General features: G+C 76.0%; 21 protein-coding genes. 6 read left to right on the plus strand and 15 right to left on the minus strand.

The window, feature by feature from the left end; translation table 11 throughout:
* Position 1: 1 nt before the first annotated feature.
* Positions 2–556 (plus strand): uridine kinase, encoded by a 555-nt coding sequence (locus ACI8AP_RS13595; RefSeq protein WP_456589883.1) that lies wholly within the window; start codon positions 2–4, stop codon positions 554–556.
* Here ACI8AP_RS13595 and nudC read toward each other — a convergent pair.
* The 4 genes from nudC to ACI8AP_RS13615 all read right to left on the minus strand — a co-directional run bounded on the left by nudC (position 553) and on the right by ACI8AP_RS13615 (position 5,148).
* Entirely contained in the window at positions 553–1,440 is an 888-nt protein-coding gene (gene nudC, locus ACI8AP_RS13600; RefSeq protein WP_456589884.1) for an NAD(+) diphosphatase, read from the minus strand. The genes ACI8AP_RS13595 and nudC overlap by 4 nt on opposite strands.
* Positions 1,437–2,801, minus strand: coding sequence for a M16 family metallopeptidase (locus ACI8AP_RS13605; RefSeq protein WP_456589885.1), 1,365 nt, complete (start codon positions 2,799–2,801; stop codon positions 1,437–1,439). The genes nudC and ACI8AP_RS13605 overlap by 4 nt, the downstream gene beginning before the upstream one ends.
* Positions 2,798–4,108 carry a M16 family metallopeptidase gene (locus ACI8AP_RS13610; RefSeq protein ID WP_456589886.1) on the minus strand — a complete coding sequence of 437 codons (1,311 nt, stop codon included), beginning with the start codon at positions 4,106–4,108 and terminating at the stop codon, positions 2,798–2,800. The genes ACI8AP_RS13605 and ACI8AP_RS13610 overlap by 4 nt, the downstream gene beginning before the upstream one ends.
* Before the next feature lie 137 nt (positions 4,109–4,245).
* Entirely contained in the window at positions 4,246–5,148 is a 903-nt protein-coding gene (locus ACI8AP_RS13615) for a DUF2510 domain-containing protein (RefSeq protein ID WP_456589887.1), read from the minus strand.
* 63 nt (positions 5,149–5,211) lie between these two features.
* Between ACI8AP_RS13615 and ACI8AP_RS13620 the strand changes: the two genes are divergently transcribed.
* A complete protein-coding gene (locus tag ACI8AP_RS13620; RefSeq protein WP_456589888.1) occupies positions 5,212–6,012 on the plus strand; it encodes a putative protein N(5)-glutamine methyltransferase in 801 nt (266 codons plus the stop codon).
* A gap of 30 nt (positions 6,013–6,042) precedes the next feature.
* On the opposite strand, the gene ACI8AP_RS13625 is transcribed toward ACI8AP_RS13620, so the two are convergent.
* Entirely contained in the window at positions 6,043–7,455 is a 1,413-nt protein-coding gene (locus ACI8AP_RS13625; RefSeq protein ID WP_456589889.1) for a M20/M25/M40 family metallo-hydrolase, read from the minus strand.
* 56 nt (positions 7,456–7,511) lie between these two features.
* On the opposite strand from ACI8AP_RS13625, the gene ACI8AP_RS13630 reads away from it, so the two are divergent.
* Both ACI8AP_RS13630 and ACI8AP_RS13635 read left to right on the plus strand, forming a co-directional pair.
* Complete coding sequence (locus ACI8AP_RS13630; RefSeq protein ID WP_456589890.1) at positions 7,512–8,363, plus strand: alpha/beta fold hydrolase; 852 nt, start codon at positions 7,512–7,514, stop codon at positions 8,361–8,363.
* A 302-nt stretch (positions 8,364–8,665) separates the two neighbouring features.
* Positions 8,666–9,682, plus strand: coding sequence for a DUF4349 domain-containing protein (locus ACI8AP_RS13635; RefSeq protein ID WP_456589891.1), 1,017 nt, complete (start codon positions 8,666–8,668; stop codon positions 9,680–9,682).
* A 29-nt stretch (positions 9,683–9,711) separates the two neighbouring features.
* On the opposite strand, the gene ACI8AP_RS13640 is transcribed toward ACI8AP_RS13635, so the two are convergent.
* The 10 genes from ACI8AP_RS13640 to ACI8AP_RS13685 all read right to left on the minus strand — a co-directional run bounded on the left by ACI8AP_RS13640 (position 9,712) and on the right by ACI8AP_RS13685 (position 23,317).
* Positions 9,712–13,095 (minus strand): ATP-dependent helicase, encoded by a 3,384-nt coding sequence (locus ACI8AP_RS13640; RefSeq protein ID WP_456589892.1) that lies wholly within the window; start codon positions 13,093–13,095, stop codon positions 9,712–9,714.
* Positions 13,092–16,274 (minus strand): ATP-dependent helicase, encoded by a 3,183-nt coding sequence (locus ACI8AP_RS13645; protein WP_456589893.1) that lies wholly within the window; start codon positions 16,272–16,274, stop codon positions 13,092–13,094. Before ACI8AP_RS13645 ends, ACI8AP_RS13640 begins: the two co-directional genes overlap by 4 nt.
* Before the next feature lie 63 nt (positions 16,275–16,337).
* The gene (locus ACI8AP_RS13650) at positions 16,338–16,499 is read right to left on the minus strand and encodes a hypothetical protein (RefSeq protein ID WP_456589894.1); all 162 of its coding nucleotides are present in this window, start codon (positions 16,497–16,499) and stop codon (positions 16,338–16,340) included.
* 36 nt (positions 16,500–16,535) lie between these two features.
* Positions 16,536–17,249: a transglycosylase domain-containing protein gene (locus ACI8AP_RS13655; protein ID WP_456589895.1), complete on the minus strand. Its 714-nt coding sequence runs from the start codon at positions 17,247–17,249 to the stop codon at positions 16,536–16,538.
* Positions 17,250–17,302: 53 nt separating this feature from the next.
* Positions 17,303–17,698: an MGMT family protein gene (locus tag ACI8AP_RS13660; RefSeq protein ID WP_456589896.1), complete on the minus strand. Its 396-nt coding sequence runs from the start codon at positions 17,696–17,698 to the stop codon at positions 17,303–17,305.
* A 29-nt stretch (positions 17,699–17,727) separates the two neighbouring features.
* A complete protein-coding gene (locus ACI8AP_RS13665; RefSeq protein WP_456589897.1) occupies positions 17,728–18,315 on the minus strand; it encodes a TIGR03086 family metal-binding protein in 588 nt (195 codons plus the stop codon).
* A 139-nt stretch (positions 18,316–18,454) separates the two neighbouring features.
* The gene (moeZ, locus tag ACI8AP_RS13670; RefSeq protein ID WP_456589898.1) at positions 18,455–19,615 is read right to left on the minus strand and encodes an adenylyltransferase/sulfurtransferase MoeZ; all 1,161 of its coding nucleotides are present in this window, start codon (positions 19,613–19,615) and stop codon (positions 18,455–18,457) included.
* Between the two features lie 156 nt (positions 19,616–19,771).
* Positions 19,772–21,277 (minus strand): hypothetical protein, encoded by a 1,506-nt coding sequence (locus ACI8AP_RS13675; RefSeq protein WP_456589899.1) that lies wholly within the window; start codon positions 21,275–21,277, stop codon positions 19,772–19,774.
* A gap of 71 nt (positions 21,278–21,348) precedes the next feature.
* Positions 21,349–22,122 carry a DUF3152 domain-containing protein gene (locus ACI8AP_RS13680; RefSeq protein ID WP_456589900.1) on the minus strand — a complete coding sequence of 258 codons (774 nt, stop codon included), beginning with the start codon at positions 22,120–22,122 and terminating at the stop codon, positions 21,349–21,351.
* Between the two features lie 148 nt (positions 22,123–22,270).
* On the minus strand, positions 22,271–23,317 hold the full coding sequence (locus tag ACI8AP_RS13685; protein WP_456589901.1) for an alpha/beta fold hydrolase: 1,047 nt from the start codon (positions 23,315–23,317) through the stop codon (positions 22,271–22,273).
* 71 nt (positions 23,318–23,388) lie between these two features.
* On the opposite strand from ACI8AP_RS13685, the gene ACI8AP_RS13690 reads away from it, so the two are divergent.
* Positions 23,389–24,033, plus strand: a complete 645-nt coding sequence (locus ACI8AP_RS13690; RefSeq protein WP_456589902.1) for a TetR/AcrR family transcriptional regulator — start codon at positions 23,389–23,391, stop codon at positions 24,031–24,033.
* A 101-nt stretch (positions 24,034–24,134) separates the two neighbouring features.
* Entirely contained in the window at positions 24,135–24,377 is a 243-nt protein-coding gene (locus ACI8AP_RS13695; protein ID WP_346619940.1) for a DUF3107 domain-containing protein, read from the plus strand.
* Positions 24,378–24,465: the final 88 nt, after the last annotated feature.

Genomic DNA, 24,465 nt, shown 5'->3' on the forward strand with positions numbered 1-24,465 from the left:
CGTGGCCGTCGACGGCCCCGAGCTGGCGGAGCCGGAGGACCTGGCGCGCTCGATCGCCGATCGCCTGCCGACGCTGGGCCGGGCCGCCGTCGTCGTCCCCGCCACCGGGTTCTACCGGCCGGCGTCGCTGCGGCTGGAGCACGGGCGCACCGATCCCGACGCCCGCTACACCGACTGGCTGGACGCCGGCGCGCTCGCCCGCGAGGTGCTGGGTCCGGTCGGGCCGGGGGGCTCCGGGGAGTACCTGCCGGTCCTGTGGGACCTGGAGCGCGACCGGGCCGCCCGGGCGCCGCGCCGTCCGGCACCCGCCGGCGGCGTGCTGCTGGTGGCGGGCGCCCTGCTGCAGGGGGTCGGCCTGGCCTTCGACGTCGTGGTGCACCTGCGGGTGACGCCCGCCGCCCGGCGACGCAGGACCCCGTCGGAGGCGGCCTGGGCGCTCCCGGCCTTCGACCGCTACGACGACGAGGTCGATCCCGTGGCGCTGGCCGACGCCGTGGTGCTGGCCGACCACGCCGACCGCCCCGCGCTCGTGCTCGGCGGTCGCTGGGGTGCCTAGAGCTCGCCGCGCAGCCAGCGGTCGAGGATGTGCCGGGCGATGGAGATCGACGGCGGCACCGCCAGCTGCCCGCCGGGCGCCCGGAGCTCGTCGCGGGTGAACCAGCGGGCCTCCTCGATCTCGTGCGGATCGAGCCGGAGGTCCTGGTCGCCGTCGGCGCGGGCCACGAACCCGAGCATGAGCGACTGCGGGAACGGCCAGGGCTGGCTGGCGACGTAGCGGACGTCGCTGACGCGGAGCCCGACCTCCTCCTCGACCTCGCGGGCGACGGCCGCCTCGGCGGACTCCCCCGGCTCGACGAAGCCGGCGAGGATGGAGAACCGGCCCGGCGGCCAGGTCGCCTGCCGGCCGAGCACCACGCGGTCGCCGCCGTCGTGGACGAGCATGATCACCGCGGGGTCGACCCGCGGGAAGAACTCGGTCCCGGTGGTGGGGTCGCGCTGCGTCCAGCCGGCCCGCTCGACCGTCGTCGGGGCGCCGGTGAGCGGGCTGAACCGGTGCCGTTCGTGCCACTCCAGGATGCCGACGGCCTCCGCCAGCAGGCCGGCGTCCAGGTCGCCGAGCTCCGCACCGACGTCGCGCAGCCCGGCCCAGCGGTCGACCGGCCGGCCGTTGACGGTCAGCGCCCGTTCCCCGCGCACCGCCGCGTACGGGACGCCGTCGGCCTCGCCGAGGAAGACCGCGCCCGCCGGCAGCTCCGGCCGCTCGTCCCAGACCAGGCGGGGGCCGTCGGGGCCTTCGGCCACCGGCACCGTCCGGGCGGCGTCGACGGTGAGCACCCGCACCGGCCGGCCGCCGGTGGGGTCGGGCAGCACCCGGGCGAGGTGCGCCCGGTCGTGCGCGACCCGGGACAGCAGGGGGCCGTCGCCGCCGCCGGCGGTCACGCCTGCTCGCCGCCCCCGGTGACGGTGACCGGCGCCAGGGCGCCCAGCTCGGCGGCCACGCGGTCCGCGTCGCCCACGACGACGGCGGTGAGCGCCTCGGGCGCCAGGTAGCGCGCGGCCGCGGCCTGCACCTGCTCCACGGTGACCTCGGTGAGGTCGCGCTGGTGGGTGCTCAGCCAGTCCGCCGGCAGCCCCACGCCGAGCAGCGCCGACAGCGTGCTGGCCAGGCCGGCGTGGGTGGAAGTGGACAGCGCCATGCTGCCGAGGACGTAGCGGCGGGCGGCGTCCAGCTCCGCCTCGGTCACCGGGGTCAGCGCCATCCGCCCGAGCTCGTAGAGCGTCTCGAGCAGGGCCGGCCCGGTCACCTCGGTGGCCACGTCGGCCTCGACCAGGAACGACGACGCCGCGCGCTGGTGGTCGATGGCGCTGCGCGGGCTGTAGCTGTAACCGCGCCGCTCGCGGATGTTCTCCACCAGCCGGGAGGAGAAGTACCCGCCGTAGACCATCGCCGCCAGCCGTGCCGCCGGGAGGTCGGGGTCGGTCCGGCTGGGGGCCGGGCCGCCCAGCCGCAGGTTCGACTGCACCGCGCCGGACCGGTGCACGAGCTGGATGCCGTGCGCCGGCTGCTCGGCGACCGGCGGGGTCTCCACCGCCTTGCCGCTGCCGGTCCACGCCTCGAGCGCCGCGGCGGCGGTGTCGGTCGCGGCCGCGGGGTCCAGGTCGCCGACGAGGACGAGGGTGCTGCCCGCGGGCAGGACCCGCTCGCGGTGCAGCCGCCGCAGCGCCGGGGCGCGGACGGCGGAGACCAGCTCGGCGTCGGGCAGCTGGATGGCGTACGGGTGGGTGCCGTACCGGCGGGCGGCCAGCGCCGAGCGGGCGATCATGCCCGGCTGCGTGCGGGCGATCGCGATCCGCTCGGCCAGCCGGTCCCGCTCGCCGTCCACCCGGCCGGCCGGGTAGCTGGCGCCGGTGAGCAGCTCGGCGAGCAGCTCGAGGACGGGGCCGAGACCGCCGGGCAGCAGGGTGGTGCCGAAGATGAGCCGGTCGGCGTCGGTGCTCACCGACAGCTCGGCGCCGTGGCTCTGCAGCAGCTGGGCGACCTCGGCCTGGTCGTGCCGCTGCGTCCCGAGCAGCACCGCCCCGGAGAGGACGGCGCCGCGCGCCGCGTGCACGCCGGCGTTGCGGGTGTTGGGCGCGGCGAACGGCACCCGCAGCCGGAGCTCGACCAGGGGCACCCCGGGGCGCGGGACCACGACGACCCGGAGCCCGTTGGGCAGCGTGGTCTCCTCGGCCACCGGCGCCGGCTGCGGGCGCGGCTCGCCCAGCGGCGGGATCAGCGAGACCTGCTCGGGTGCGGTCATCGGGTACCTCCAGCAGGTCGCAGCTCCAGCACCGCGGCGGTGCCCGGATCGAGCCCGCGGGCGGCTCCCTGCACCGCCTCGGGGGTCACCGCCGCGAGGCGGGCGGCGAGCTCGCCGGCGAGCTCCGCGCGCCCGTGGACGAGCTCGGCCGCGGCGAAGGCGAGGGTGCGCCCGAGCACCGAGTCGGCCTGCTGGAGCAGCTGCGCCTCGATGCGGGCCTGCACCCGGCGCAGCTCGTCCGCGTCGACGCCCTCGTCGGCGATGCGCGCCACCTCCTCGTGCACGGCGGCCATCACGCGCTCGGCCGGCACGGCGGCCGGGTGGTGCACCTGCGTGGTGAGCAGGGTCGCGTCGCGGACGTCGAAGGGGTCGCCGAACAGGCCCACGTAGCTGCTCTGCGCGATGGCGATCCGGTCGTCGTGGACCAGCCGGCGCTCCAGCCGGGAGGCGTCGCCCTCGCTGAGCACCTCGGCCAGCAGCACGCTGCCCAGGTAGGTGTCGAAGTCACCGACCGGGTCGGGCACCCGCCAGCCCAGGGCGAGCGCGGGCGCCGGCGCCAGGGGGTCCTCGATCACCGCGGAGCGCACCGTCGTGGGGGACGGCTCCCCGGTGGCCGGCAAGGGCGGGACGTGCCGGCCGGGGATGGGGCCGAACCAGCGGCGGACCAGCTCCTCGGTCGCGGCGACGTCGAGGTCGCCGCCGATGCACAGCACGGCGTTGCCCGGCGCGTAGTACTTCTCGAAGAAGTCGGTGGCGTCGGCGACCGTGGAGGACTCCAGGTCGACGAAGGAGCCATAGCCGTCATGGGTGTTGGCGAAGGTCTCGAAGGCGACCTGCGGCAGCTGCAGCCACGGGAAGGCGCCGTAGGGGCGGTTGAGCACGTTGACCCGGATCTCCTCCTTCACCACGTCGATCTGGTTCCGGAGGTTCTCCTCGGTGATCGCCGGCGCCGCCATGCGGTCGGCCTCGAGGAAGAGGGCGCGCTCGAGCGCCTCGGCGGGCAGCGCCTGGAAGTAGTTCGTGTAGTCCTGGTGGGTGGACCCGTTGAACGTGCCACCGGCGGCCTGCACCAGCCGCGCGTGCTCCATCTTCGCGACGTTGGCCGACCCCTGGAACATCATGTGCTCGAAGAGGTGGGCGAAGCCGGTGCGCCCCTCGGGTTCGTTGCGCATCCCGACGTCGTAGTAGACGCTCACCGCCACCACCGGCACGCTGCGGTCGGGGGCGAGGACCACCCGCAGGCCGTTGTCCAGCGTGAACCGTTCGATCGGGTGCCGCAGGGTCAGTTCGGTACCAGCCGCAGTCACGCGCCCGACCCTACGACGACGTCACCCTCCGGGTGACACCGCGGCCAGTTGCCGTCCCCATCCCTGGTGAGCCCCTGCTGCCGCATCCCTCCTCCGGAACCCTCCGGGCTCCGCTCGTCGGTCGACCGCACAGCTCGTCACTCCAACACCTCGACGGCGCCGAGGACCCGGTCGATGACGCCGTACAGCTCGGCGTGGGTGTTGGGGATGGAGACGTAGAGCAGCGCCGGGGCCGGCCGGCCGACGTCGATCAGCAGCAGCGCCGCCCGCTCCCCCGAGGCGTCGTAGCCCTCGACGTCCCACGCCAGCTGGAACTCGACGAGGTGGGCGGCACGCCCGTCGACGGTCCGGGGCTCGTCGCGCCGGATCTCGATCGTGTTCGGCCACGGGTAGTAGTTGGCGCGGACGCTGGCGGCCAGCGTCGTCACCGTGCTCTGCAGGGTCGAGGGACCCGCCCACCCGTATCCGTCGGCCACCGGCCCGGAGGTGCACTGGGAGATGAAGATCCCGCCGTCGGGCGTGGCTTCCTGCGTCGTGAAGTACTGCCCGGCGGTCGTGGTCGTCTCCAGCTGCCGGCCCAGGTCGAACTCCCGCCAGCCCTCGCCCAGGTACGGGTAGGAGATGCCGGCGGCCTCGTCGATGATCCGTACCGTGCCCGGCGGGAACGCCTGGCCGGGTGCCGGCGCGGGGGCCGCACCGGGCTGCTGCGCGGGAGCGGCGGTGGTGCCGCCGTCCCCGCCCGAGCCCAGCGACAGCACGGTGACGACGGCGGCCACGAGGAGCACCAGGACGGCGCCCGCGGCGACCCATCGCCGGATCCGCGACCGGGCCCCGGCGGGGGCGACGGGCGCCGCAGGGGCCACCGGCTCCGGGGGCCGCGGAGCCGCGGTCCGCGCGGCGGCCCGGTGCACCTCGACCCCGGGGCCGGCGGGCATCATGACGTCGGACCACGCGCTGCCGCTCCACCAGCGCACCATGCCGGGGGCGCCACCCGGGTCCGGATACCAGCCCGGCGCCGCTTCCTGGCCCACTCCGGTCACGGGCTCAGCGTAAGGGCGTGGCCCGCGGCGGCACCGTCGCCCGCGCCGTCGAAGGAGGCCGCCGTGCACCCCGCCGGAACCGCGCCCGACCCGGCGGTCGTGGCCCGGCTGCGGGCCGTCGGCTGCGTCTTCGCCGAGGAGGAGACGGCCCTGCTCGTATCCGCGGCCGGCGACGCCGCCGACCTGGCGCGGCTGGTCGAGCGACGGGTGGCGGGGACGCCCCTGGAGGTGCTGCTGGGCTGGGCGGAGTTCTGCGGGCTGCGGATCACCGTCGCGCCGGGGGTCTTCGTCCCGCGCCGCCGGACCGAGCTGGTGGTCCGCGCGGCCCTGCCGTTCGCCCGCCCGGGCGCCGTCGTCGTCGACCTGTGCTGCGGTACGGGAGCGGTCGGCGCCGCGCTCGCGGCGGCCGTGCCGGGCATCCAGCTGCACGCGGCCGACCTCGACCCCGCCGCCGCGGCCTGCGCCCGGGACAACCTTCCCGGGGTGCCCGTGCACGAAGGCGACCTGTTCGACGCGCTGCCGGCGGGGCTCCGCGGCCGGGTCGCCGTCCTCACCGCGAACGTGCCCTACGTGCCGACCGGCGCCCTCGGGCTCCTCCCGCCGGAGGCCCGCGACCACGAACCGCGGACCGCCCTCGACGGCGGCGCGGACGGGCTGGCGCTCGCCCGCCGGGTCGCGGCCCGGGCGGCGGAGTGGCTGGCGCCGGGTGGGACGCTGCTGTTCGAGTGCGGCGAGGGGCAGGCGCAGGCGGCGGTCGACGTCGTCACCCGCGGCGGCCTGCTGCCCCGGCTGGTGACCGACGAGGACCTCGGCGCGACCGTCGTCGTCGGCACGCTCCCGGACGACCTCCCGGGAACGCGGTGACGGCGTTCCCGCGGGAATGCCGTCAGGTCCTCAGCGCCGCGGCGCCGCGGCCAGCTCCCGCCACAGGTGCGCCGCCGCCTCCGCGCCGCGGTACAGCATCGGCAGCAGCACCCGCTCGTTCGGCGAGTGGATGCGGTCGGTGGGCAGGCCCGCGCCGAGGAACAGCAGCGGCGCACCGAGCGCCTCGACGATCGCCGCCTCGGGGCCGCTGCCTCCCTCGCGGGTGAAGAGCACGTCGGCCGGATCGCGGTCGAAGGCCTGGCCGATGGCGGTCAGCAGCGCGTCCATGTACGGGGAGTCCAGGTCGCTCGCGCACGGGGCGACGCCGCCCGGCGGCGTGTGCACCTCGGCCTCGATGCCGGCCGGGACGTTGGCCGCCACCCAGGCGCGCAGCCGCGGGCCGACGTCCTCCGGCCGCTGGTCGGAGACGAGCCGGAAGGTCACCTTGGCGTGCGCCTCGGCCGGGATGATCGTCTTGTGGCCGGGGCCGGTGTACCCGCCCCACATGCCGTTGACCTCCGCGGTCGGGCGGGCGCCGGTGCGCTCCAGGGTGCTGAAGCCGGCCTCGCCGTAGGTCGCGCGCGAGGCGGCCGGGCCGGCCAGCCAGGCCTGCTCGTCGAAGGGCACCCGGCCCATCAGCTCGCGCTCGCGGTCCGACAGCGGCCGCACCTCGTCGTAGAAGCCGGGGATGGTCACCCGGCCCTGGTCGTCGTGCAGCTTCGCGATCAGCTCGGCCATGGCGTGCAACGGGTTGGGCACGGCGCCGCCGAACGACCCGGAGTGCAGGTCCACCGCCGGGCCGCGCAGGGTGATCTCGGCGTCGGCCAGCCCGCGCATCGCGGTCACGGCACTGGGCACGTCGGGTGCGGCCATGCCGGTGTCGCTGACGACGACGACGTCGCAGGCGAGCCGGTCGGCCTTCTCCCGGAGCAGGGCCTCGAAGTGCGGGGACCCGGACTCCTCCTCGCCCTCGATCAGCAGCTTCACCGTGACGGCGGGGGTGTCGCGGCCGGTCGCCGCCAGGTGGGCGCGGATGCCGAGCAGGTGGAAGGCGACGTTGCCCTTGTCGTCGATGGCCCCGCGGGCGTGCAGCTCGGGGCCGTCGGGGCCCTCGACCCGGGTGGGCTCGAACGGCGGGTGCTCCCAGAGCTCCAGCGGGTCGACCGGCTGCACGTCGTGGTGGCCGTAGACCAGGGCGACCGGCGCACCGGTGTCAGCGCTGGGCCACTCGGCGAAGACGGCCGGCGCGCCGGCGGTCGGCCAGATCTCGACGGTCGGGAAGCCGACCCGGCGCAGCGCGTCGGCCAGCCAGGTGGCGCTCGCGGCGACGTCGCGGGAGTGCGCGGGGTCGGCCGAGATGGACGGGATGCGCAGCCAGGCGTCGAGGTCTGCGTGCAGGTCGTCGAGGTGGTCGAGGACGAAGTCACGTTCGGCGCTGGTCACGGCGTCGACGGTAGTGCCGCCAGCGCAGCGCTCTCCGCCCGGCTAGCGTCCGGGGCATGCCCGGAGAGCTGCTGCGGACCGATGTCGGCGACCTGACCTTCGACGTGCGCGTCGACGGACCCGACGACGGCCGGCCGGTGCTGCTCCTGCACGGCTTCCCGCAGACGTCGGCGTCCTGGGCCGCGGTGACGCCGCTGCTCACCCAGGCAGGTCTGCGCACCTACGCGCCGGACCAGCTGGGCTACTCCCCCGGCGCGCGGCCCGCCGAGGTGGGGGCCTACGCCATGCAGAATCTGGCGCAGGTGACGGCGGACCTCATGACGGCGCTGGAGATCCCGGCGGCCGACGTGGTGGGCCACGACTGGGGTGCCAACGTGGCGTGGACGCTGGCCGCGTGGCACAGCGACAGGGTGCGGTCGCTGACCGCCGTGTCGGTGCCGCACCCGGCGGCGTACACCGCGGCCTTCCGGATCGACCCGGAGCAGAAGGAGCGCTCGGCCTACATCCGGCTGTTCTGGCAGCCGGGCAAGGCGGAGGAGGTGCTGCTGGCCGACGACGCGCGGCGGCTGCGCCGGATGCTGCTGGGCGCCGACGGCGAGACCGGCGTCTCCCCCGAGGCCGCGGACGAGTACGTGGCGGCGCTGTCGGCGCCGGGCGCGCTGACCGCGGCGCTGAACTGGTACCGCGCGATGAGCTCGGACATCCGCGTGGACAAGGTCGAGGTGCCCACCACCTACGTGTGGAGCGACGCCGACGTCGCGATCGGCCGCACGGCCGCGCAGGCGTGCGAGGAGTTCGTGACCGGCGACTACCGGTTCGTCGAGCTGCCCGGGATCACGCACTGGGTCCCCGAGCAGGCGCCCGAGCAGCTGGCCGCGGCGATCCTGGACCGCGTCGCCTCGTCCTGAGCGCGCCGCCGCCGACGCCGACCCGCTCGCACCGGCCCCCGACGGCCCCCTGCCCAGCAGTCCGGCCTGACGCCGTCCTGAGCACGATCGCCGACGACATGTCGACTCGTCGACGAGCCGACGTGTCGGCACCGGCTGGGCCCTCCGCCCAGGAGCCGCTGGGGCCGTCGCCCCCGCACGGTCGGCCGTCACCGTGCGCCGGGGTGAGCTCCGGTGCCCGCGACGCGTTCCCGCGGGAACGTGTCAGGCACGTCGAGCCGTCATCCCCCGGGAAGACACCCGAGGGGAAGGATCGCACCGCCATGGCCGGACGACGGATCCGCGCGGGGCTCGTGACAACCGTCCGCGTCGCGATCGGGCATCGACGCCGGTCGGTGGCGGCCCAGCGGCCTGCGGTGCGGCCCGTGCGGCGCTTCCTCGGCGCGGCAGCCGCGGCCCTGGCACTGGCGCTGCTGGCCGGCTGCACGGGCTCGCCGGGCGCGGAGTCCGGTAGCGCGGACGGCGGTGCCGGCGGGGGCGCGGTCGCTCCCGTGCCCGCGATCCCGGGGGATCTCGGAAGTGCGCCGGACGACCCGCTCGAGACCGATGGCGACCGGCAGGTGGTGACCACTGCCAGCGCCTCCGTGGCGGTCGAGGACCCGGCCGAGGGTGCCCAGCAGGTGAACGAGCTGGTCGAGTCCGTCGGCGGGCGGATCGAGGAGCGCACCGAGCAGACGGCGTCGGGGGACGGCACTCGAGGGGCCGTCGCCGAGCTCGTGGTGCGGGTGCCGGCGTCCGAGCTCACCGGTGTGGTGGCCGAGCTCGAGGACCTCGGCGACGTCGCGAACGTGTCGGTGTCCCACTCCGACGTCACGACGACGGTGGTCGACCTGGACGCGCGGATCGCGGCGCTGCAGACCTCCGTGGCGCGGCTGCAGACGCTGATGGAGGGGGCGGCCGACACCGAGGCCCTACTGGCCGCCGAGAAGGCCCTCTCCGACCGGCAGGAGCAGCTGGAGTCGCTGCTGTCGCGGCGCGCGCTGCTGGCCGACCGGGTGGAGCTGTCGACGCTGCGCGTGCACCTGGAGCCGTTCGGCGTGGCGCCGCCCGGTGGGCCCGACGGCTTCCTCGGCGGGCTGGGCACCGGGTGGCGGGCCCTGGCGTCGACCGCCGGTTCGGTCGCCGTCGTCCTCGGGGTCGTCCTGCCGTGGGTGGCCGTCGCCGCGCTGGTGGCCGGTGCGGTCCTCGTGCCGGTCCGCCGAGCGCGGCGGCGAGCGCCCGCGGCGGCCCCGCCCCCGGCGACGCCACCCCCGGCCCCGCCCACCACGCCGCAGGGCTGACGGGTTCTCCTGCCGAGAGGAAGGACGGGTCAGCCCGTTCCGGTGATCAGCGCGAGCAGCCCGGACTCGTCGAGCAGGTCGACAGGCCGGATCGTCTCCTTGGCGGCCACGTGGTGGAAGCCGGCGCTCACCCGTTCGACCGGCACCCCGGTCAGCCGCGACCAGCCCAGCCGGTAGGCGGCCAGCTGGACACCGGCGGCGGCCAGCTCGCCGCCCGAGGGCGGTGGACCGGTCTTCCAGTCGATGACCTCGTAGCCGCCGTCCTCGCGCTGGAACACCGCGTCGATCCGGCCCCGCAGCGTGATCGGCCCCAACGGCGTCTCGAACGGCACCTCCACCTCGACGGGCTGGCGATCGGCCCACTCGCTGGCGAGGAAGGCCTCGCGCAGCTCGTCCAGGGCGTCGTCGGGCGCGGCGAGCTCGTCGCCGGAGCCGGGCAGCTCGTCGAGGTCGACCAGCCGCGCGGCGCCGAACCGCTCCTCCAGCCAGGCGTGGAAGGCGGTGCCGCGGCGGGCCTGAGGAGCGGGCGCCGCCGGCATCGGGCGGCGCAGCCGGCGGGCCAGCTCGGCCGGGTTGCGGCGGAGGGTGACCAGCGCCGACACCGACAGGTGGGAGGGCAGCGGGACGTCGACGGTCGGGCTCTCCTGCCGCGCCCGCTCGCGCAGCAGCAGGTCGGCGTCGCGCACCCACTGCCCGACGAGCTCGTCCTCCCCGCCGAGCGACCGCTCGGGTTCCAGCGGGTGCGGCGCGGCGCCCTCGACCAGCTGCGCGGCGGCGGTGAGCGCCCGCCGGCGCGGCTCGGAGAGCGGGTCGGCCGGCCAGACACCGACCGGCCACTCCTCCAACGCGGGGTTGGTCGCGCCGTCCTCGGGCGCCGGGGCCCAGTGGACGACGGTGCCGGCGCCGGCCTCGCACGCCTCCTTGGCGGTGTGCAGCAGGGACGACGGCCCGCACGGCTTCACGCCGTCACGCCACCAGCTGCCCGAGCACAGCAGCAGCCGCTTCGCCCGGGTGACGGCGACGTAGCCGAGCCGGATCTCCTCGTCCCGGCCGAAGTCCTTCCAGTCCTGGACGTACTCCTCCAGGGCGTCCCGGACCACCGCCTGGTCACCGGAGCCGGGCACCGGCAGGCGCAGCCGGGGCAGCTCCTCCCGGTCGGTGAGCCGGAGGTCGACCGGGACCGCGCCCGGGTCCTTGATCCAGGAGTCGCTGGCGTTGGTGCGCGCCGGGAACTGGTCGGCGGTCATGCCGGGCACGGCGACGACGTCCCACTCCAGCCCCTTGGCCGAGTGCCCGGTGAGCAGCTGCACCGCCTCCGGGTTGACCGCCACCTCCCCGGGCTCCAGGCCGCGTTCCCGCTCCTCCGCGTCGCGCAGGTAGCCCAGGAACGCCGGCAGCGAGGGCAGCTCGGCCAGCTCGGTGAACTCCGCCGCGACACCGTGCAGCGCATCCAGGTGGGCGCGGGCCCCGGCGGGGCTGATCCCCGGCGCGCTGGCCAGCTCGGTCTCCAGGCCCAGGGTGCGGGCCACCTCGTCGACCAGGTCGGGCAGCGACTCCCCGATCCGGCCGCGCAGGTGGGCGAGCTCGGCACCCAGCCGGCGCAGCCGCCGGTAGCCCGCGGGCGAGTACTGCGCGGCGTCGCCGAGGTCGTCGAGCGCCTCGACGATGCTGCCGCGCTCCTGCGGCACCTCGACCGCCCCGGCCTCCGCGCCCTCGGCCGGGCGGGCCGGCCGGCGCGCGTGCACGAGCGCGCGGGCGCGGGCCTCGAGGGCGGCGAGGTCGCGGGGGCCGATCCGCCAGCGGGCACCGGTGAGCAGCCGGCCCATCGCGTCACCCGCCGTCGGGTCGACCAACACGGTGAGGGTGGCGACGACGTCGGATACCTCCGGCACCTCCAGCAGGCCGCCCAGCCCCACGACCTCGACCGGCAGTCCGCGCTCGCGCAGGGCCGCCGCGATGCCGGGCAGCTGCTTGCGGGTGCGCACCAGCACGGCCATCGACGGCGGGCGGTGCTGCCCGTCCTTCGCCGGGACGGCGGGGTCCGCGCCGTCCCAGCAGGCGGCCAGCCGGTCGGCCAGGGCCGCGGTTTCCTCGGCGACGGTCTCGTACAGCCCGACGGTGACCGAGCCGCGGCCGGCGGTGGGCGCCGGGGCGAGGTCGGGCAGTGGCTGGGCCGGTTCGGGCAGCATCGCCGACACGGCGTTGGCCACCGCCAGCACCGCCTCGTCGTTGCGCCAGCTGGTGGCCAGCGTCAACCGCTGCGCGGCGCGGCCCGGACGCCCGGGGAAGGTGCGGGCGAAGCGCTCGATCGTGCCGGCCGAGGCGCCGCGCCACCCGTAGATGGACTGCCGCGGATCACCGACGGCCAGCACCGGGTGGCCGCTGGCACCGCCGAAGAGCGCCTCCAGCATGCGCAGCTGGCCGACGCTGGTGTCCTGGTACTCGTCGAGGAGCACCACCTTCCAGCGGGCTCGCTCGCGCCGGCCGACCTCGGGGGCCGCGACGGCGATGCGCGCGGCGTGGGCCACCTGGTCGGCGTAGTCGATCGAGCCGAGGGCACGCTTGCGCGCCTCGAACGCCTCGACCAGCGGCAGCAGCGCCACGCGGGCCTTCTGCCGGGCGAGCATCTCGGCGACCGCGGCGTAGGGCCCCTTCTTCCTCGGGGCGTCCGCGTAGCCGGCGATCTGCGCCTCCAGCCGCGCCGTCCAGGTGCGCAGGGCCGCGGGGGTCACGTCGTGCTCGCCCATCTCCGCGGCCAGCGCCAGCACGTCCTCGACGGTGGTGAGCAGCGTGAGCGGGACGTCGGCCATGTCGCCGGTCCAGGCCGCGACGACGGTGGCCGCCTGCCCCCAGCACATCGCCGGGCCGAGCACCCCGGCGCCGGGCTCCACCCCGATCCGCAGGCCGTGCTCGGCGACCAGCGCGGCGGCGTAACCGTGGTAGGTCGAGACCGTGGGCTGGGCGATCGCCAGCCGTTCGCGCAGGTCGTCCTCGGTCTCCGGGTGGCGGGCCAGCGCACCCAGGCGCAGCCGGATGCGCTCGTTGAGTTCGCTGGCGGCCTTGCGGGTGAAGGTGAGGCCGAGGATCGCCTCGGGCTCGACGATCCGGTTGGCGACCAGGTAGGAGACCCGCGCGGCCATCGTCTCGGTCTTGCCCGACCCGGCCCCGGCGACGACCACCAGCGGCCGGTCCGCGGGCGCGGAGACGACGCCGGCCTGCTCGTCGGACGGGGCGTAGGACAGCCCGCAGCGCGCCGCCACCTCCGCGGGCGTGAGCAGCCGGCGGGGCGCGGGTTCCGCTGCGGGGACCTCCGCCAGCAGGTCCTCGAAGGACAGTTGAAGGACCCCGTCCTCCTCCCCGCTCGCAGGCTCGCGGCGAGCCTCTGGACGGGGCCGCTCATGCCTCGGGGTCACCCGGTCACCTGCCGGCCGGGCTCCTGCAGCGGGCAGCTGCGCCGCGCCGGGCAGCGCGAGCAGTGCGAACCGGTGCGCACCTCGAAGGTCGCCCCTCCCATACCGGCGCCCACCTCCGCGACGAGCTCCCCGGCCCACGTGCCCTCGAGGGGCACGTCGGCGGGCAGCGGCTCCTGGTGCTGTTCCTTGGCCTTGGCGCCGGTGCCGACCTGGAGCAGGGCGGCGCCGCCGGAGACGGTGCCGTGCCCCTCGAAGGCCCCGGCCGCGACCGCCACCTGGTAGGCCGCGAGCTGTCCGTGCTCCTCGGTGTTCTTCGCCGCGCTCTTCCCGGTCTTCAGGTCGACGACCACGAGCCGCCCCTCGGCGTCGCGCTCGAGCCGGTCGACCTGGCCGCGGATGCGGGCCCGCCCCACGACCACGTCGAAGTCGACCTCCGCGCCGACCAGCTCCCGCGGGTTGGCGGCGTGCCAGCGCAGGAAGCGGTCGAGCATGTCGTGGGCGTGCACCCGCTGCCGCTGGTCGGCCCAGCCGGGCCCGAGGTCGAGCTGGTCGAGCTCGGCGTCGAGCACGGTGCGCGCGTCGGGCGCGGGCAGCCCCTCGGCCACCTGCTGGGCCACGGCGTGGACGGCCGAGCCCACGGTGCGGGTGGCGTCGGGCGAGGCCTCGGCGCCGACCGCGCCGAGCACCCACCGCAGGGGGCAGCGCTGGAAGGTCTCGATCGCCGACGGGCGCACCCGCACCGGCAGCTCCTCGTCGACGAGCGGCGCGTCGTCCGAGAGCGGTGCGAGCCCCCACCAGCGGGCTGGTGCCGCACCGGGCACGCCCTCGTCGGCGAGCCGGCGCAGCAGCGCCGCCGCGGCGGAGCGCCGGGCCGGCGGGGTGTGCGGGTCGGTGACCGCCCGGCGCAGCTCGGCGACGAGCGCGGGCAGGGTGAGCGCCCGGGGCAGCTCGGTGAGCGGACGCCCGTCGGGCGGCGGCGGGGACACCAGGTCGAGGAACCGGGACGCCGACGCACCGGCGTCGGCCCCGTCGAGGGCGCCCTCGACGGCGGTCACCACCAGCCGTCGCCGGGCCCGGGTGCAGGCGACATAGAACAGCCGCCGCTCCTCGGCCAGGGCCAGGGCGCGCCGGTCGGTCGAGGCGCCGTCGATGCCGGCCGCCATCTCCACCAGCAGCTCGGCGCCCAGCAGCGACGCGCGCTCCCGCAGGTCCGGCCACAGTCCCTCCTGCACCCCCGAGACGCAGACCAGGTCCCACTCCAGGCCCTTGGCGGCGTGGGCGGTGAGCAGCCGGACCGTCTCGCCGGCGACCGCCCGCGCGGCGCCGGTGTCGCCGGGGAGCTCCTGCGCGGAGAGGTGCTCGACGAACGCCCGCACGTCGGCGGACGGCAGCCGGTCGACGAAGCCGGCGGCGGCGTCGAACAGGGCCACGACCGCGTCGAGGTCGCGGTCGGCCACCGCCCCCGACGGGCCGCCGGCGGCGCTGGCCCGTGCCCAGCGCGTCGCCAGGCCGCTGCGCTGCCACATGGCCCACAGCACGTCCTCCGCGGTGCCGTCCTGGGCGAGCGCGAACCGGCCGGCGTCCAGCACGGCCGCCACCCGGATCGCCGGACGGGCGACGTGCTCGGGCAGCGCCTCCAGCAGCGCCGCGTCGGTGAGCGCGGCAGCGAGCGGGGCGCCGCGCTCCGCGGCGTCCAGCCCCTGCTTGGCCAGCGCGGTGCGCACGGCCCGGCGGAGCCGCCGCAGGTCCAGCACGGTGGCCCCGCCCAGGGGCGAGGACAGCAGCGCCTCGGCGCCCGGTTCGTCCAGACCGGCGGGCTCCCCGTCCGGGCCGGGCAGCAGCGCCGCCAGCACCCGCAGGAACGGGGCGACGGCGGGCTGGGCGGCCAGCGGGAGCTCGTCGGTGGAGACGGCGACCGGCACCCCGGCCGAGGCCAGGGCGCGCCGGAACGGCCCGAGCACCGCCGCGGTGCGCACGACGACGGCCATCTCCGACCACGGGATGCCGTCGAGCAGGTGCGCGCGGCGCAGCACGTCGGAGACGTAGGCGGCCTCGACCGCGGCCGAGCCGAACACGTGCACCTCCGCCTCGCCCGGCGGGATTCCCTCCCCCGCGGCCAGCCGGCGGTGCTCCCAGGGACCGGGCAGCCCCTCGGCCACCTGGCGGCTGATCCGCAGCAGCTCCGCGCCCGATCGGCGGCAGACTCCCAGCGACACCCGCCCGGCGGCGCGCCCGCCGGAGTGCCGGAACCGCTCGGTGAACTCCACGATGCCCCGCGGCTCGGCGCCGCGGAACGCGTAGATGGACTGGTCGGGGTCACCGACGGCGACCAGGTTCCCCCCGCCCCCGGCGAGCAGCTCCAGTAGCTCGACCTGCGCCGGGTCGGTGTCCTGGTACTCGTCGACGAACAGCCAGCGGGCGCGCTCGCGCTCCTGGCGGAGCAGCTCGGGGTCACCGGTCAGCTCGAGGATCGCCTGCCGGACCAGCTCCGCGGGGTCGTAGCCGGAGGCGTCGCCCCGGGACGCCACCCAGAAGTCGCTGACGTTCTCGTACTGCTGCTGGAACGCGGCCGCGTGCACCCAGTGCTCGCGGCCGGTCTCCCGGCCCCAGGCGGCCAGGCGCTCGGCGTCGACCCCCCGCTCGGTCGCCCGCAGCAGCAGCTCCCGCAACTCCGCCCGGAAGCCCTCGGTGCCCAGCGCGGGGGCGAGGTCGTCGGGCCACCGGACGGTGCCCTCACCCTCGGCGTCACCCCGCAGCAGCTCGGCGACGACGGCGTCCTGCTCGGCGGAGGTGAGCAGCCGGGGCGGCGGATCCCCCCGCAGCACGGCGGCGCGCCGGAGCACGCCGTAGGCGTAGGAGTGGAAGGTGCGCGCCAGCGGCTCGCGGATGGTGCGGGCGACCCGGGAGGTGATCCGGGTGCGCAGCTCGGCGGCGGCCTTGCGGCTGAAGGTCAGGACGAGGATCTGCTCGGGGTCGACGCCGGCGTCGATGCGCGTCGCGACGGCCTCGACGATCGTCGTCGTCTTGCCCGTGCCGGGGCCGGCGAGCACCAGCAGCGGCCCGCCCGGGTGGTCGACGACGGCCTGCTGGGTGGGATCGAGCAGCGGCGCGGTGGAGCGCGGCGGCTCCCCCGGCAGCAACCGGTAGACCGGACCGCCCTCACCCCCGCGCTGTGCCACTCCTCGATGGAAGCACGGGGGTACGACGATCCGGGGACGGGCGGGGTGGATGGAGCGGGTGGGTCAGGCCAGGGAGTCCAGCAACGACTGCTCGAGCATCAGGTCGGCCGCGGTGGTCAGCCAGCCGGCCACCAGGAGCAGCGGGAATGCCTGCTCCCGGTCCAGCGACGCGGTTCCGGCGACCAGTCCGGCCTGGGCCACTGCCCTGCACGCCATGGTGTTCATGTCCATGTCGTCGGCAGCCGGGGACCGGAACTGGAGTCATCCGCCGGTGAGGTTCCACGGTTCGGCGGCGATCCGGTCGGCCTCCGACCGGGAGAGGGTTCCCACGGCCACCAGCCGGTCGAGCACGTGGGCCTGCCGGGCGGCCGCGCGCTCGGGGTACACGAAGGGGTCGTAGGCGCTGGGACCCTGCACCAGCCCGACGAGCACGGTGGCCTGCGCCCAGTCGAGCTCGTCGGGGGCCAGCCCGAAGTAGCCCTCGGCCGCCGCCTGCACCCCGTAGAACCCGTGGCCGAAGTACACGGCGTCCAGGTACATGCGGAGGATCTGGTCGTCGGTCCAGGTCTGGTCGAGCTTGACGGCCAGCACCAGCGATCGCGCCCTGGCCGGCGTGTCCGTGGCGCCGTCCTCGTAGAGCACCCGGGCCAGCTGGTGCTGCAGGGTCGAGCCGCCCAGGTCGCGCCCGACGACCAGCCCGAGCGGCGCCCGCAGCGCGCCGCGCCAGTCGATCCCGGGGTGCGAGCCGAACCGGCTGTCCTCGGTGGCCAGCAGCGCGTCGGCGATGCGCGGTGGCACCTCCCCGGTCGTCGGAGTGCCGCCGTGCTCCGCCAGCCGTTCGGCCACCCGCTCCTGGGCGTCGACCCCGTCGGGGGTCACCGCCCAGCCGACGGCGAACGCCGCGCAGAGCAGGACGAGCACGCCGGCCACCAGGCGGACGCAGGCCCGCCGGATGCGGGCGCCGCGGGACCGCACGGGTCGGGACCGCGCCGGAGCGGGCGGAAGGGGCTGCTGCCGGGCCGGGGACGTCACCGGGTCAGCTCACCGTGCGGCCCGGTCGGCGCGCATCGCCCCGGAGGGCGATCCGGCACCGGTCCGCGATCATCCCGAGGGAGGACACCGCCGGCTCCCCGGTCGGGCCAGCCGACGGCCGCCAGGTCCACCTTCCCGTTGCGCACCGGAACCCCCTCGCCGGCCAGCAGCTCCAGCTGGCGGGCGCGCACCGGCTCGGCGGCCGAGCCGTCGGCGCGCACCACGCGGTACCAAGGCACTGCGCCCCCGCCGGAGCTCAGCGCCCGCGCCACCCTGCGCGGCCCGACGCCCACCAGCCGGCCGATGGCGCCGTAGGTGCTCACCCGCCCGGGCGGGATCCGCTCCACCTCGTCGAAGACGGCCTCGTCGACGTCGAGCGCGGCATCGGTCACGCGCCCATCGTGGTACGCCGGGCGGTGGGTCAGAAGTCCTTTCGCCCGAAGCGGGCCAGCAGCCTGGTCTGCGGCGGCGCCGCCGGGGAGACGTCCAGCGGCGGGTCGAACAGCCCGGGCACCCCGTCCTCGGGGAGACGTTCGGCGTAGACCAGCGCGGCGGTCACCAGCTCGCCGTCCAGCTCGGTGTCGCTGCCCGTGGCCCGGGCGAGGTCCCAGGCGTGCACGGTCAGATCGGTGGTCATCTCGAAGATGTACTCGGTGGTCGGCGTCGGGCCCCGCGACAGGTGCACGGTGCGGACGAGGCCCTCGTCCTCGGCGAACGCCGACAGCGCGCCGTCGGCCGCGGACTCCCAGCCCAGCAGCGGATCGTCGCCCAGGAGGTCGGTGGTGTCGTCGGGGAACCGGCCCTCGATCACGTCGTAGGGCTCACCGGCGAGCAGCGGGGGCACCCACAGCGCCTCGTTCACCAGGTGCGCCACCAGGTCGGCGACCGTCCACCCGGGCAGCGACTCGCCCTCCCACTGGTCCGGCGCCACGGCGTCGACCCGGTCGGTGAACTGGTTCTGGGCGCGTTGGAAGAGCTCGAGGAGCTCCACGGGCGAGAAGTCGGCCATGGCGCCAGTCCAACATGCCGAGGGCCCGGCCCGCCTCCCCTTGGTGGGAAGCGGACCGGGCCCCGGTGAGCTGCTGGAACGGCCCTGTCCCAGGGTCCCGCGGCGCGCGAAGCGTGTCGCGGGGAGGGACAGGGTCCTCTCAGTAGGTGGGCAGCGCCTTGTCGATGCGGGTGGCCCACGCCGTCACGCCGCCCTGGACGTGCACGGCGTCCTTGAAGCCGGCGTTCTTGACCGCGGCGAGCGCCTCGGCCGAGCGCACGCCGGTCTTGCAGTGCAGCACGATCGGCTTGTCCTGCGGCAGCTGCGCCAGGGCACGGCCGGAGAGGATCTCGTCCTTGGGGATCAGCGTGGCGCCGGGGATCGAGACGATCTCGTACTCGTTGGGCTCCCGGACGTCGATCAGCTCGAACTCCTTGCCGGCGTCCATCATGTCCTTGAGCTCGTCGACGGTGATCGTCGAACCCGCGGCAGCCTCCTGGGCCTCCTCGGAGACGACGCCGCAGAACGCCTCGTAGTCGATGAGCTCCGTGATCGGCTCGCCCTCGGGGTCCTTGCGGACCTTGATCTCGCGGAAGGTCATCTCCAGGGCGTCGTAGACCATGAGCCGGCCGAGCAGCGTCTCGCCGATGCCGGTGATGAGCTTGACCGCCTCGGTCGCCTGGATCGCGCCGATGGTCGCGCACAGCACGCCGAGCACGCCACCCTCGGCGCAGCTGGGGACCATGCCGGGCGGCGGCGGCACGGGGTAGAGGTCGCGGTAGTTGGGGCCGTGCTCGTTCCAGAAGACCGAGACCTGGCCGTCGAACCGGTAGATCGAGCCCCACACGTAGGGCTTGTTCAGCAGCACGCACGCGTCGTTGACCAGGTAGCGCGTGGCGAAGTTGTCGGTGCCGTCGACGATCAGGTCGTACTGGCCGAAGATGTCGAGGACGTTGTCGCTGTCCAGCCGCGTCTCGTGCAGCCGGACGTCGATCAGCGGGTTGATCTCCTTGATGGAGTCCCGCGCGCTCTCGGCCTTCGACCGCCCGACGTCGGACTGCCCGTGGATGATCTGACGCTGCAGGTTGGACTCGTCGACGGTGTCGAACTCGACGATGCCGAGCGTGCCGACCCCGGCCGCGGCCAGGTACATCAGCACCGGCGAGCCCAGACCCCCGGCACCCACGGCCAGGACCTTGGCGTTCTTCAGGCGCTTCTGACCGTCCATGCCGACGTCGGGGATGATCAGGTGGCGGCTGTAGCGGCGGACCTCGTCGATCGACAGGTCGGCGGCCGGCTCCACCAGCGGTGGCAGGGACACGCTTGCTCCTTCATGTCGCGGACACGGCCCCACGGGCCGGTAGTCGTTGGCGACAACAGCGTGGCACGCGCCCCTAATCCCACCGACCCCGGAGGTCCCTGCCGACGCACCCGGCCGGTCGGCACCGGGGCCCGGCCCGGGCGCGGCGGACCGCGATCAGCGGCGCGTGCGGACCCGCTGCGCTGCTCCGCGGCCCGCGGCGAGGGCGACGCCGAGGCGATCGCGGAGGGGATCGGGCAGCCGCCGGGCGGCGGCCCGGGCCCCCGCCGCCAGCGACGTCCGAGCCGACGGCGGCTGCGCGATGTGCACCACGAGGTCCCCGTGGGTGCCGTACCCCAGCACCGGCTCGTGCCAGGAGGTGCCGTCGAAGGTGACCATCCACCACGGCCCGGAGTGGTCGCCCACCGGGACCACCATGGGGTGGGGGATGTTCGAGCCGTAGGGCGCCCGCAACGCCCCGATCCGCCGGAGGCCGAGGTCGTACACCGGGTACGCCGCGGCATCCCGGTCGCTGGCCAGCACGTACCAGGAGCGCCCGAGCCGCTGCAGGATCGTGCCCTCCGCCTGCTCGAGTGCGTCGTCGGACCCGACCCGCTCCAGGCCCGTGACGGGCTCGGCGGCGGTCGTGGTGGCCAGCGCCGGGCGGAAGACGTAGCGCGGGGGCCCGAACGACGGGCACTCGGTGAAGGCCAGGTACCAGCGGTCACCCACACGGGCCAGCGAGGGATCCCAGGCGCTGACCTCGGTGGGCAGGGCCAACCGTTCGGTGCGGAGCACGTGCACCCCCCGGAGCAGGTCGGTGCCGGTGACGGTTGCATGCCGGACGTGGACGCCACGCTCGGGTGTGTGGTCGCCCCACGAGGAGACGAACACCAGGTACCGGTCGGACTCCTCCTCCCACACGATGGCGCCGGCGTGGTCACCGAGGAGCAGACCGTCCCGCTCGGAGAACACCGCGCCCACCTGGGTCAGCCGGGAGGGGTCGGCGAGGTCGAGGGTCCACACCCCCCAGTGCGCGTGCTCGAAGAAGCCCAGTCCCGCGTTGGTGGCGGTGAGGTAGAGCTGCCCGTCGCGTACGACCGGGCGGCCGTCGGGGCGCCGGACCACCTGGGGATCCCGGAGCCCCACGGCCCCGGAGTAACCGGCGGCCAGCCGGGCCAGCACCGTCCCCTCCGGGCCGCGGACCCCTGCGGCGTACTCCAGCGCGCCCAGCACCTGCGGGTCCCGGAGGTCGGTCGTGCGGACGATCTCGTCGCGCAGGCTGAGCACGGGACGCCAGCCGTCGTCGGCGGCCACCAGCACGGTCACCCGGTTCTCGTTGACCACGCAGGCCAGCCGGAAGGGGGCGGCCAGCGTCACCGGCGCCGTCCCGACCACGACCGGCCCGTCGGGTCCCTCGACCTCCAGCACGACCGCGCCGTCGGCGTCGCGGTACCCGGCGAACACGCCCCCCGGGCCGGCGAGCCCGCACACCACCGTTCCGCCGTCAGCCATCCGCGCGACGTCCAGGACGACGGCGCAGAAGGGCGCCCGCGGCCCCGGCCCCAGCCTCATAAGCGTCCCGGCCGGCGCATCGAGCCCGTCGGTCAGGTCGTGCTCGACCAGCGGCGACAACGGCTCGTCCGGGCGGTGCCGCACCCGCTCCTCGAACGTCCGCAGCATCGGGTCGTGCGCCCACCGACTCGGCCACCGAGGGACCGGCCGGCTCGCCCCCCGGCCACGTGCACCCGGCGTCACGGGAAGGGCCAGGCGTTCGGGACGCACCCCTGCAGCCCGAGGGTCTGCTGCTGCATCACCGGGGCGAGCTGCCCGGGCCCGGGGCACTGCACGTGCCCGTTCCCGAGCACGTGCCCGACCTCGTGGTTGACCACGTACCGCCGGTAGGTGGCGATGTCGCCCCCGTAGTGCGGGACGGCGGTCGCCCACCGGGCGAGGTTGATCACCGCGCGGTCGCCGTACCGGCAGGAGGTGTAACCGCCGGTGCCCACGCCCGGGCAGTAGGTCTCCATGCTGCCGGGGCTGACCAGGCTCACCCGGAAGTCGAACGCCGCGCCCTCGCCCACCCGCTGGAAGGAGTAGCGCCCACCGTTGCCCCAGGACCGCGGGTCGCCGAGCGTCTCCGTGACGGCGTCCGCGAACGCCGCGCCGTCCACGCCGATGCCGTCCTCCACCTCGACGATGAACCGCTGCAGCGGGCCGGTGCCGTACACCTCCGAGCCGCCGCCGACCAGCGAGAGGCTGCCCGCCCCCTGCTGCACGTACTCCTCCGCAACCGCTTCCGGCGGGGCGGTCTCCGACGGGCCGGCATCCCCCTCGGCGGGGGCCACCGGCTCGGCCGGTGGGGAGGGCGCCGGGGCGGAGGTCTCGACCGCCGGGGCCGAGGTGGCCACCGCGGCGGGGGCGGCGGGCGTCGCGCCCGGAGGGTGCAGCGCGAGGTCGACGAGGACGGCGACCGTGGCGAGCGCCAGGAAGGGGATCGCGTAGGCCCGCCAGCCGTGGCGCCGCACGAACCGGCGCAGCCGACCCCGGGGGCCGGCGGTCGGCCGCGGCCGACCGCGGGCGGGGGGCGGGCCGGGACGGGCCACGGGTCGGCCGTCGGTCAGACGTCCTCCCACCGGTCGCCTCCCCGCTCGCTCGCTCCGTCCCCCGGTGCGTTCAGCGTCTCACGCTGCGTGGCGCGTCGGCGACAGCCGGCGGGGCCGCCACGCCCGGCCCCGTGGTTCGGCCCTCCACCATCCCGAGCACCGCCCGCGCCGTCGGCTCCGCGGCCTCCAGCATGGCCACGTGCCCGACGTCGTCGAGGAGCAGGAGCCGACCGTCCGGCACGGTCGCGGCCAGGCGCGGCGCGAGGGCGGGATCGACCAGCCGGTCGCGCCCGCCCCAGATCACCAGGACCGGCATCCGCAGCCCCCGGGCCGTCCGCCAGGCGTTGGCCGGGCCGAGCCTCAGGTAGGAGGTGATCAGCCCGCGCATGCTCCGGGCCAGGGCCCGGTCCGCCCAGGGCTGCTGGGCCCGTTCGTGCATCTCCTGGACCGCCTGCTCCACGCGCTCGGGCGGTACGGCATGCGGGTTCCCGAAGCACATCCGCACCATCGACCGGACGCTCTCCTCCGGGGAGACGGCGGCCAGCCGGCGCTCCGCGAGGGTCGGCACGCCGGGGACGAGCAGGAGCAGCAGCGCCCGGCCGAACGCCGGCGGCACCCGGTAGACGGGCATGGCCGGGGAGACCAGCGTCAGCGTCGCCACGAGGTCGGGGCGCAGCGCGGCGACGAGCAGGCTCACCAGGCCGCCGAGGGAGTTGCCCACCAGGTGCACCGGATCCCCGGCGCCCGCGCCCGGCTGGGCCGCGACGTGCTCGAGGACGTCGACGACGGCGCGCACGTGGCTGCGGATGGAGTACCGCCCGCGCGCCGGGGGCCGTGACCGGCCGAACCCGGGCAGGTCCACCGCCCAGCCGTCGAACCGCACCGCGAGCAGGGCCGCGAGGTCGGTCCAGTTCGTGGAGGCGCCGCCCAGACCGTGGACGTACAGCGCCCGCTCCCGGGGCGCGCCCGCCGGCGGCCCGTCCCCGACGGGACCCCGCCACGGCGTGCGCCGCACGAACACCGCCCCGCCGCGTACCGGCACCTCCTCGCCCGGCCACGGCGGCACCGCGACCTCCAGCGCCGGTAGCGGGGTGGTGGAGAGCGGGGCCTCGGACATCACCGGCGACGGTAACGCTGAGTGCCGTCTGTCGATCACTCCGGCAGCCCGCCGGTACCATCCCCCTCGCCATGCAGCCCTCACGCCCCGCCGCGGCCAACCGGCGCACGTCCCGACTGCCGCGCGGCGCGCGCCGTCTCCAGCTGCTGCGCGCGGCCCAGGAGGTCTTCGTCGCCCACGGCTTCCACGCGGCGGCCATGGACGACATCGCCGTCCGGGCCGGAGTCAGCAAGCCGGTGCTCTACCAGCACTTCCCGGGCAAGCGGGAGCTCTACCTGGCGCTGCTGGAGGAGCACGTCTCCGAGCTGGCCGACCGCGTGGGCGAGGCGATGGGCCGCACCGCCGACAACCGGGCCCGGGTCGACGCCGCCGTCGGCGCCTACTTCGACTTCATCGACGCCGACGGCGAGGCCTTCCGCCTGGTCTTCGAGTCCGACCTGCGCAACGACGACGACGTCCGCGCCGTCGTCGACCGCGGTACGGCGGTGTGCGTCGAGGCCATCGCGGGCGTCATCGCCGCCGACACCGGAGCCGACCCGGAGCGTGCGCTGCTGCTGGCCTCGGGGCTGTCGGGGCTGGCCGAGAGCAGCGCCCGCTGGTGGCTACCGCGGAAGGGCACCGTCTCCCGCGACGAGGCGGTCTCGCTGATGTCCGCGCTGGCCTGGCGGGGCATCTCCGGCTTCCCCCGCGTCGACGGCGAGCCGGCCCAGGGCTGAGCGGCGGCGTTCGCTGACGGCGCACGGGTTCGGACGGTGCCCGCGACGACGGCTGGACTAGCGTTGGCCTCAGTCGCGCGAACCGAGGAGGCATCGCCCACGTGGAAGTCAAGATCGGCGTCCAGCACTCGCCCCGGGAGCTGGTCATCGACAGCCCCAAGACCCCTGATGAGATCGCGGCCGAGGTGGCCAAGGCCATGTCGGGCTCGACGAAGGACGGCCTGCTCACCCTGGTCGACGAGCGGGGGCGCCAGGTCCTGGTCCCCGTCGACCGGATCGCCTACGTGGAGATCGCGCAGGCCGACCAGCGCCGCGTGGGCTTCATCGCCGGCACCGGCAGCTGACCGCAGCCGGCCACGAGCAGCACCTGAGCGAAGGGGGCGTCTCCGCTGCGGCGGAGCCGCCCCCTTCTGCATGGTCGTGCCGAGTGGG

The sequence above is a fragment of the Blastococcus sp. SYSU DS1021 genome (assembly GCF_054050995.1).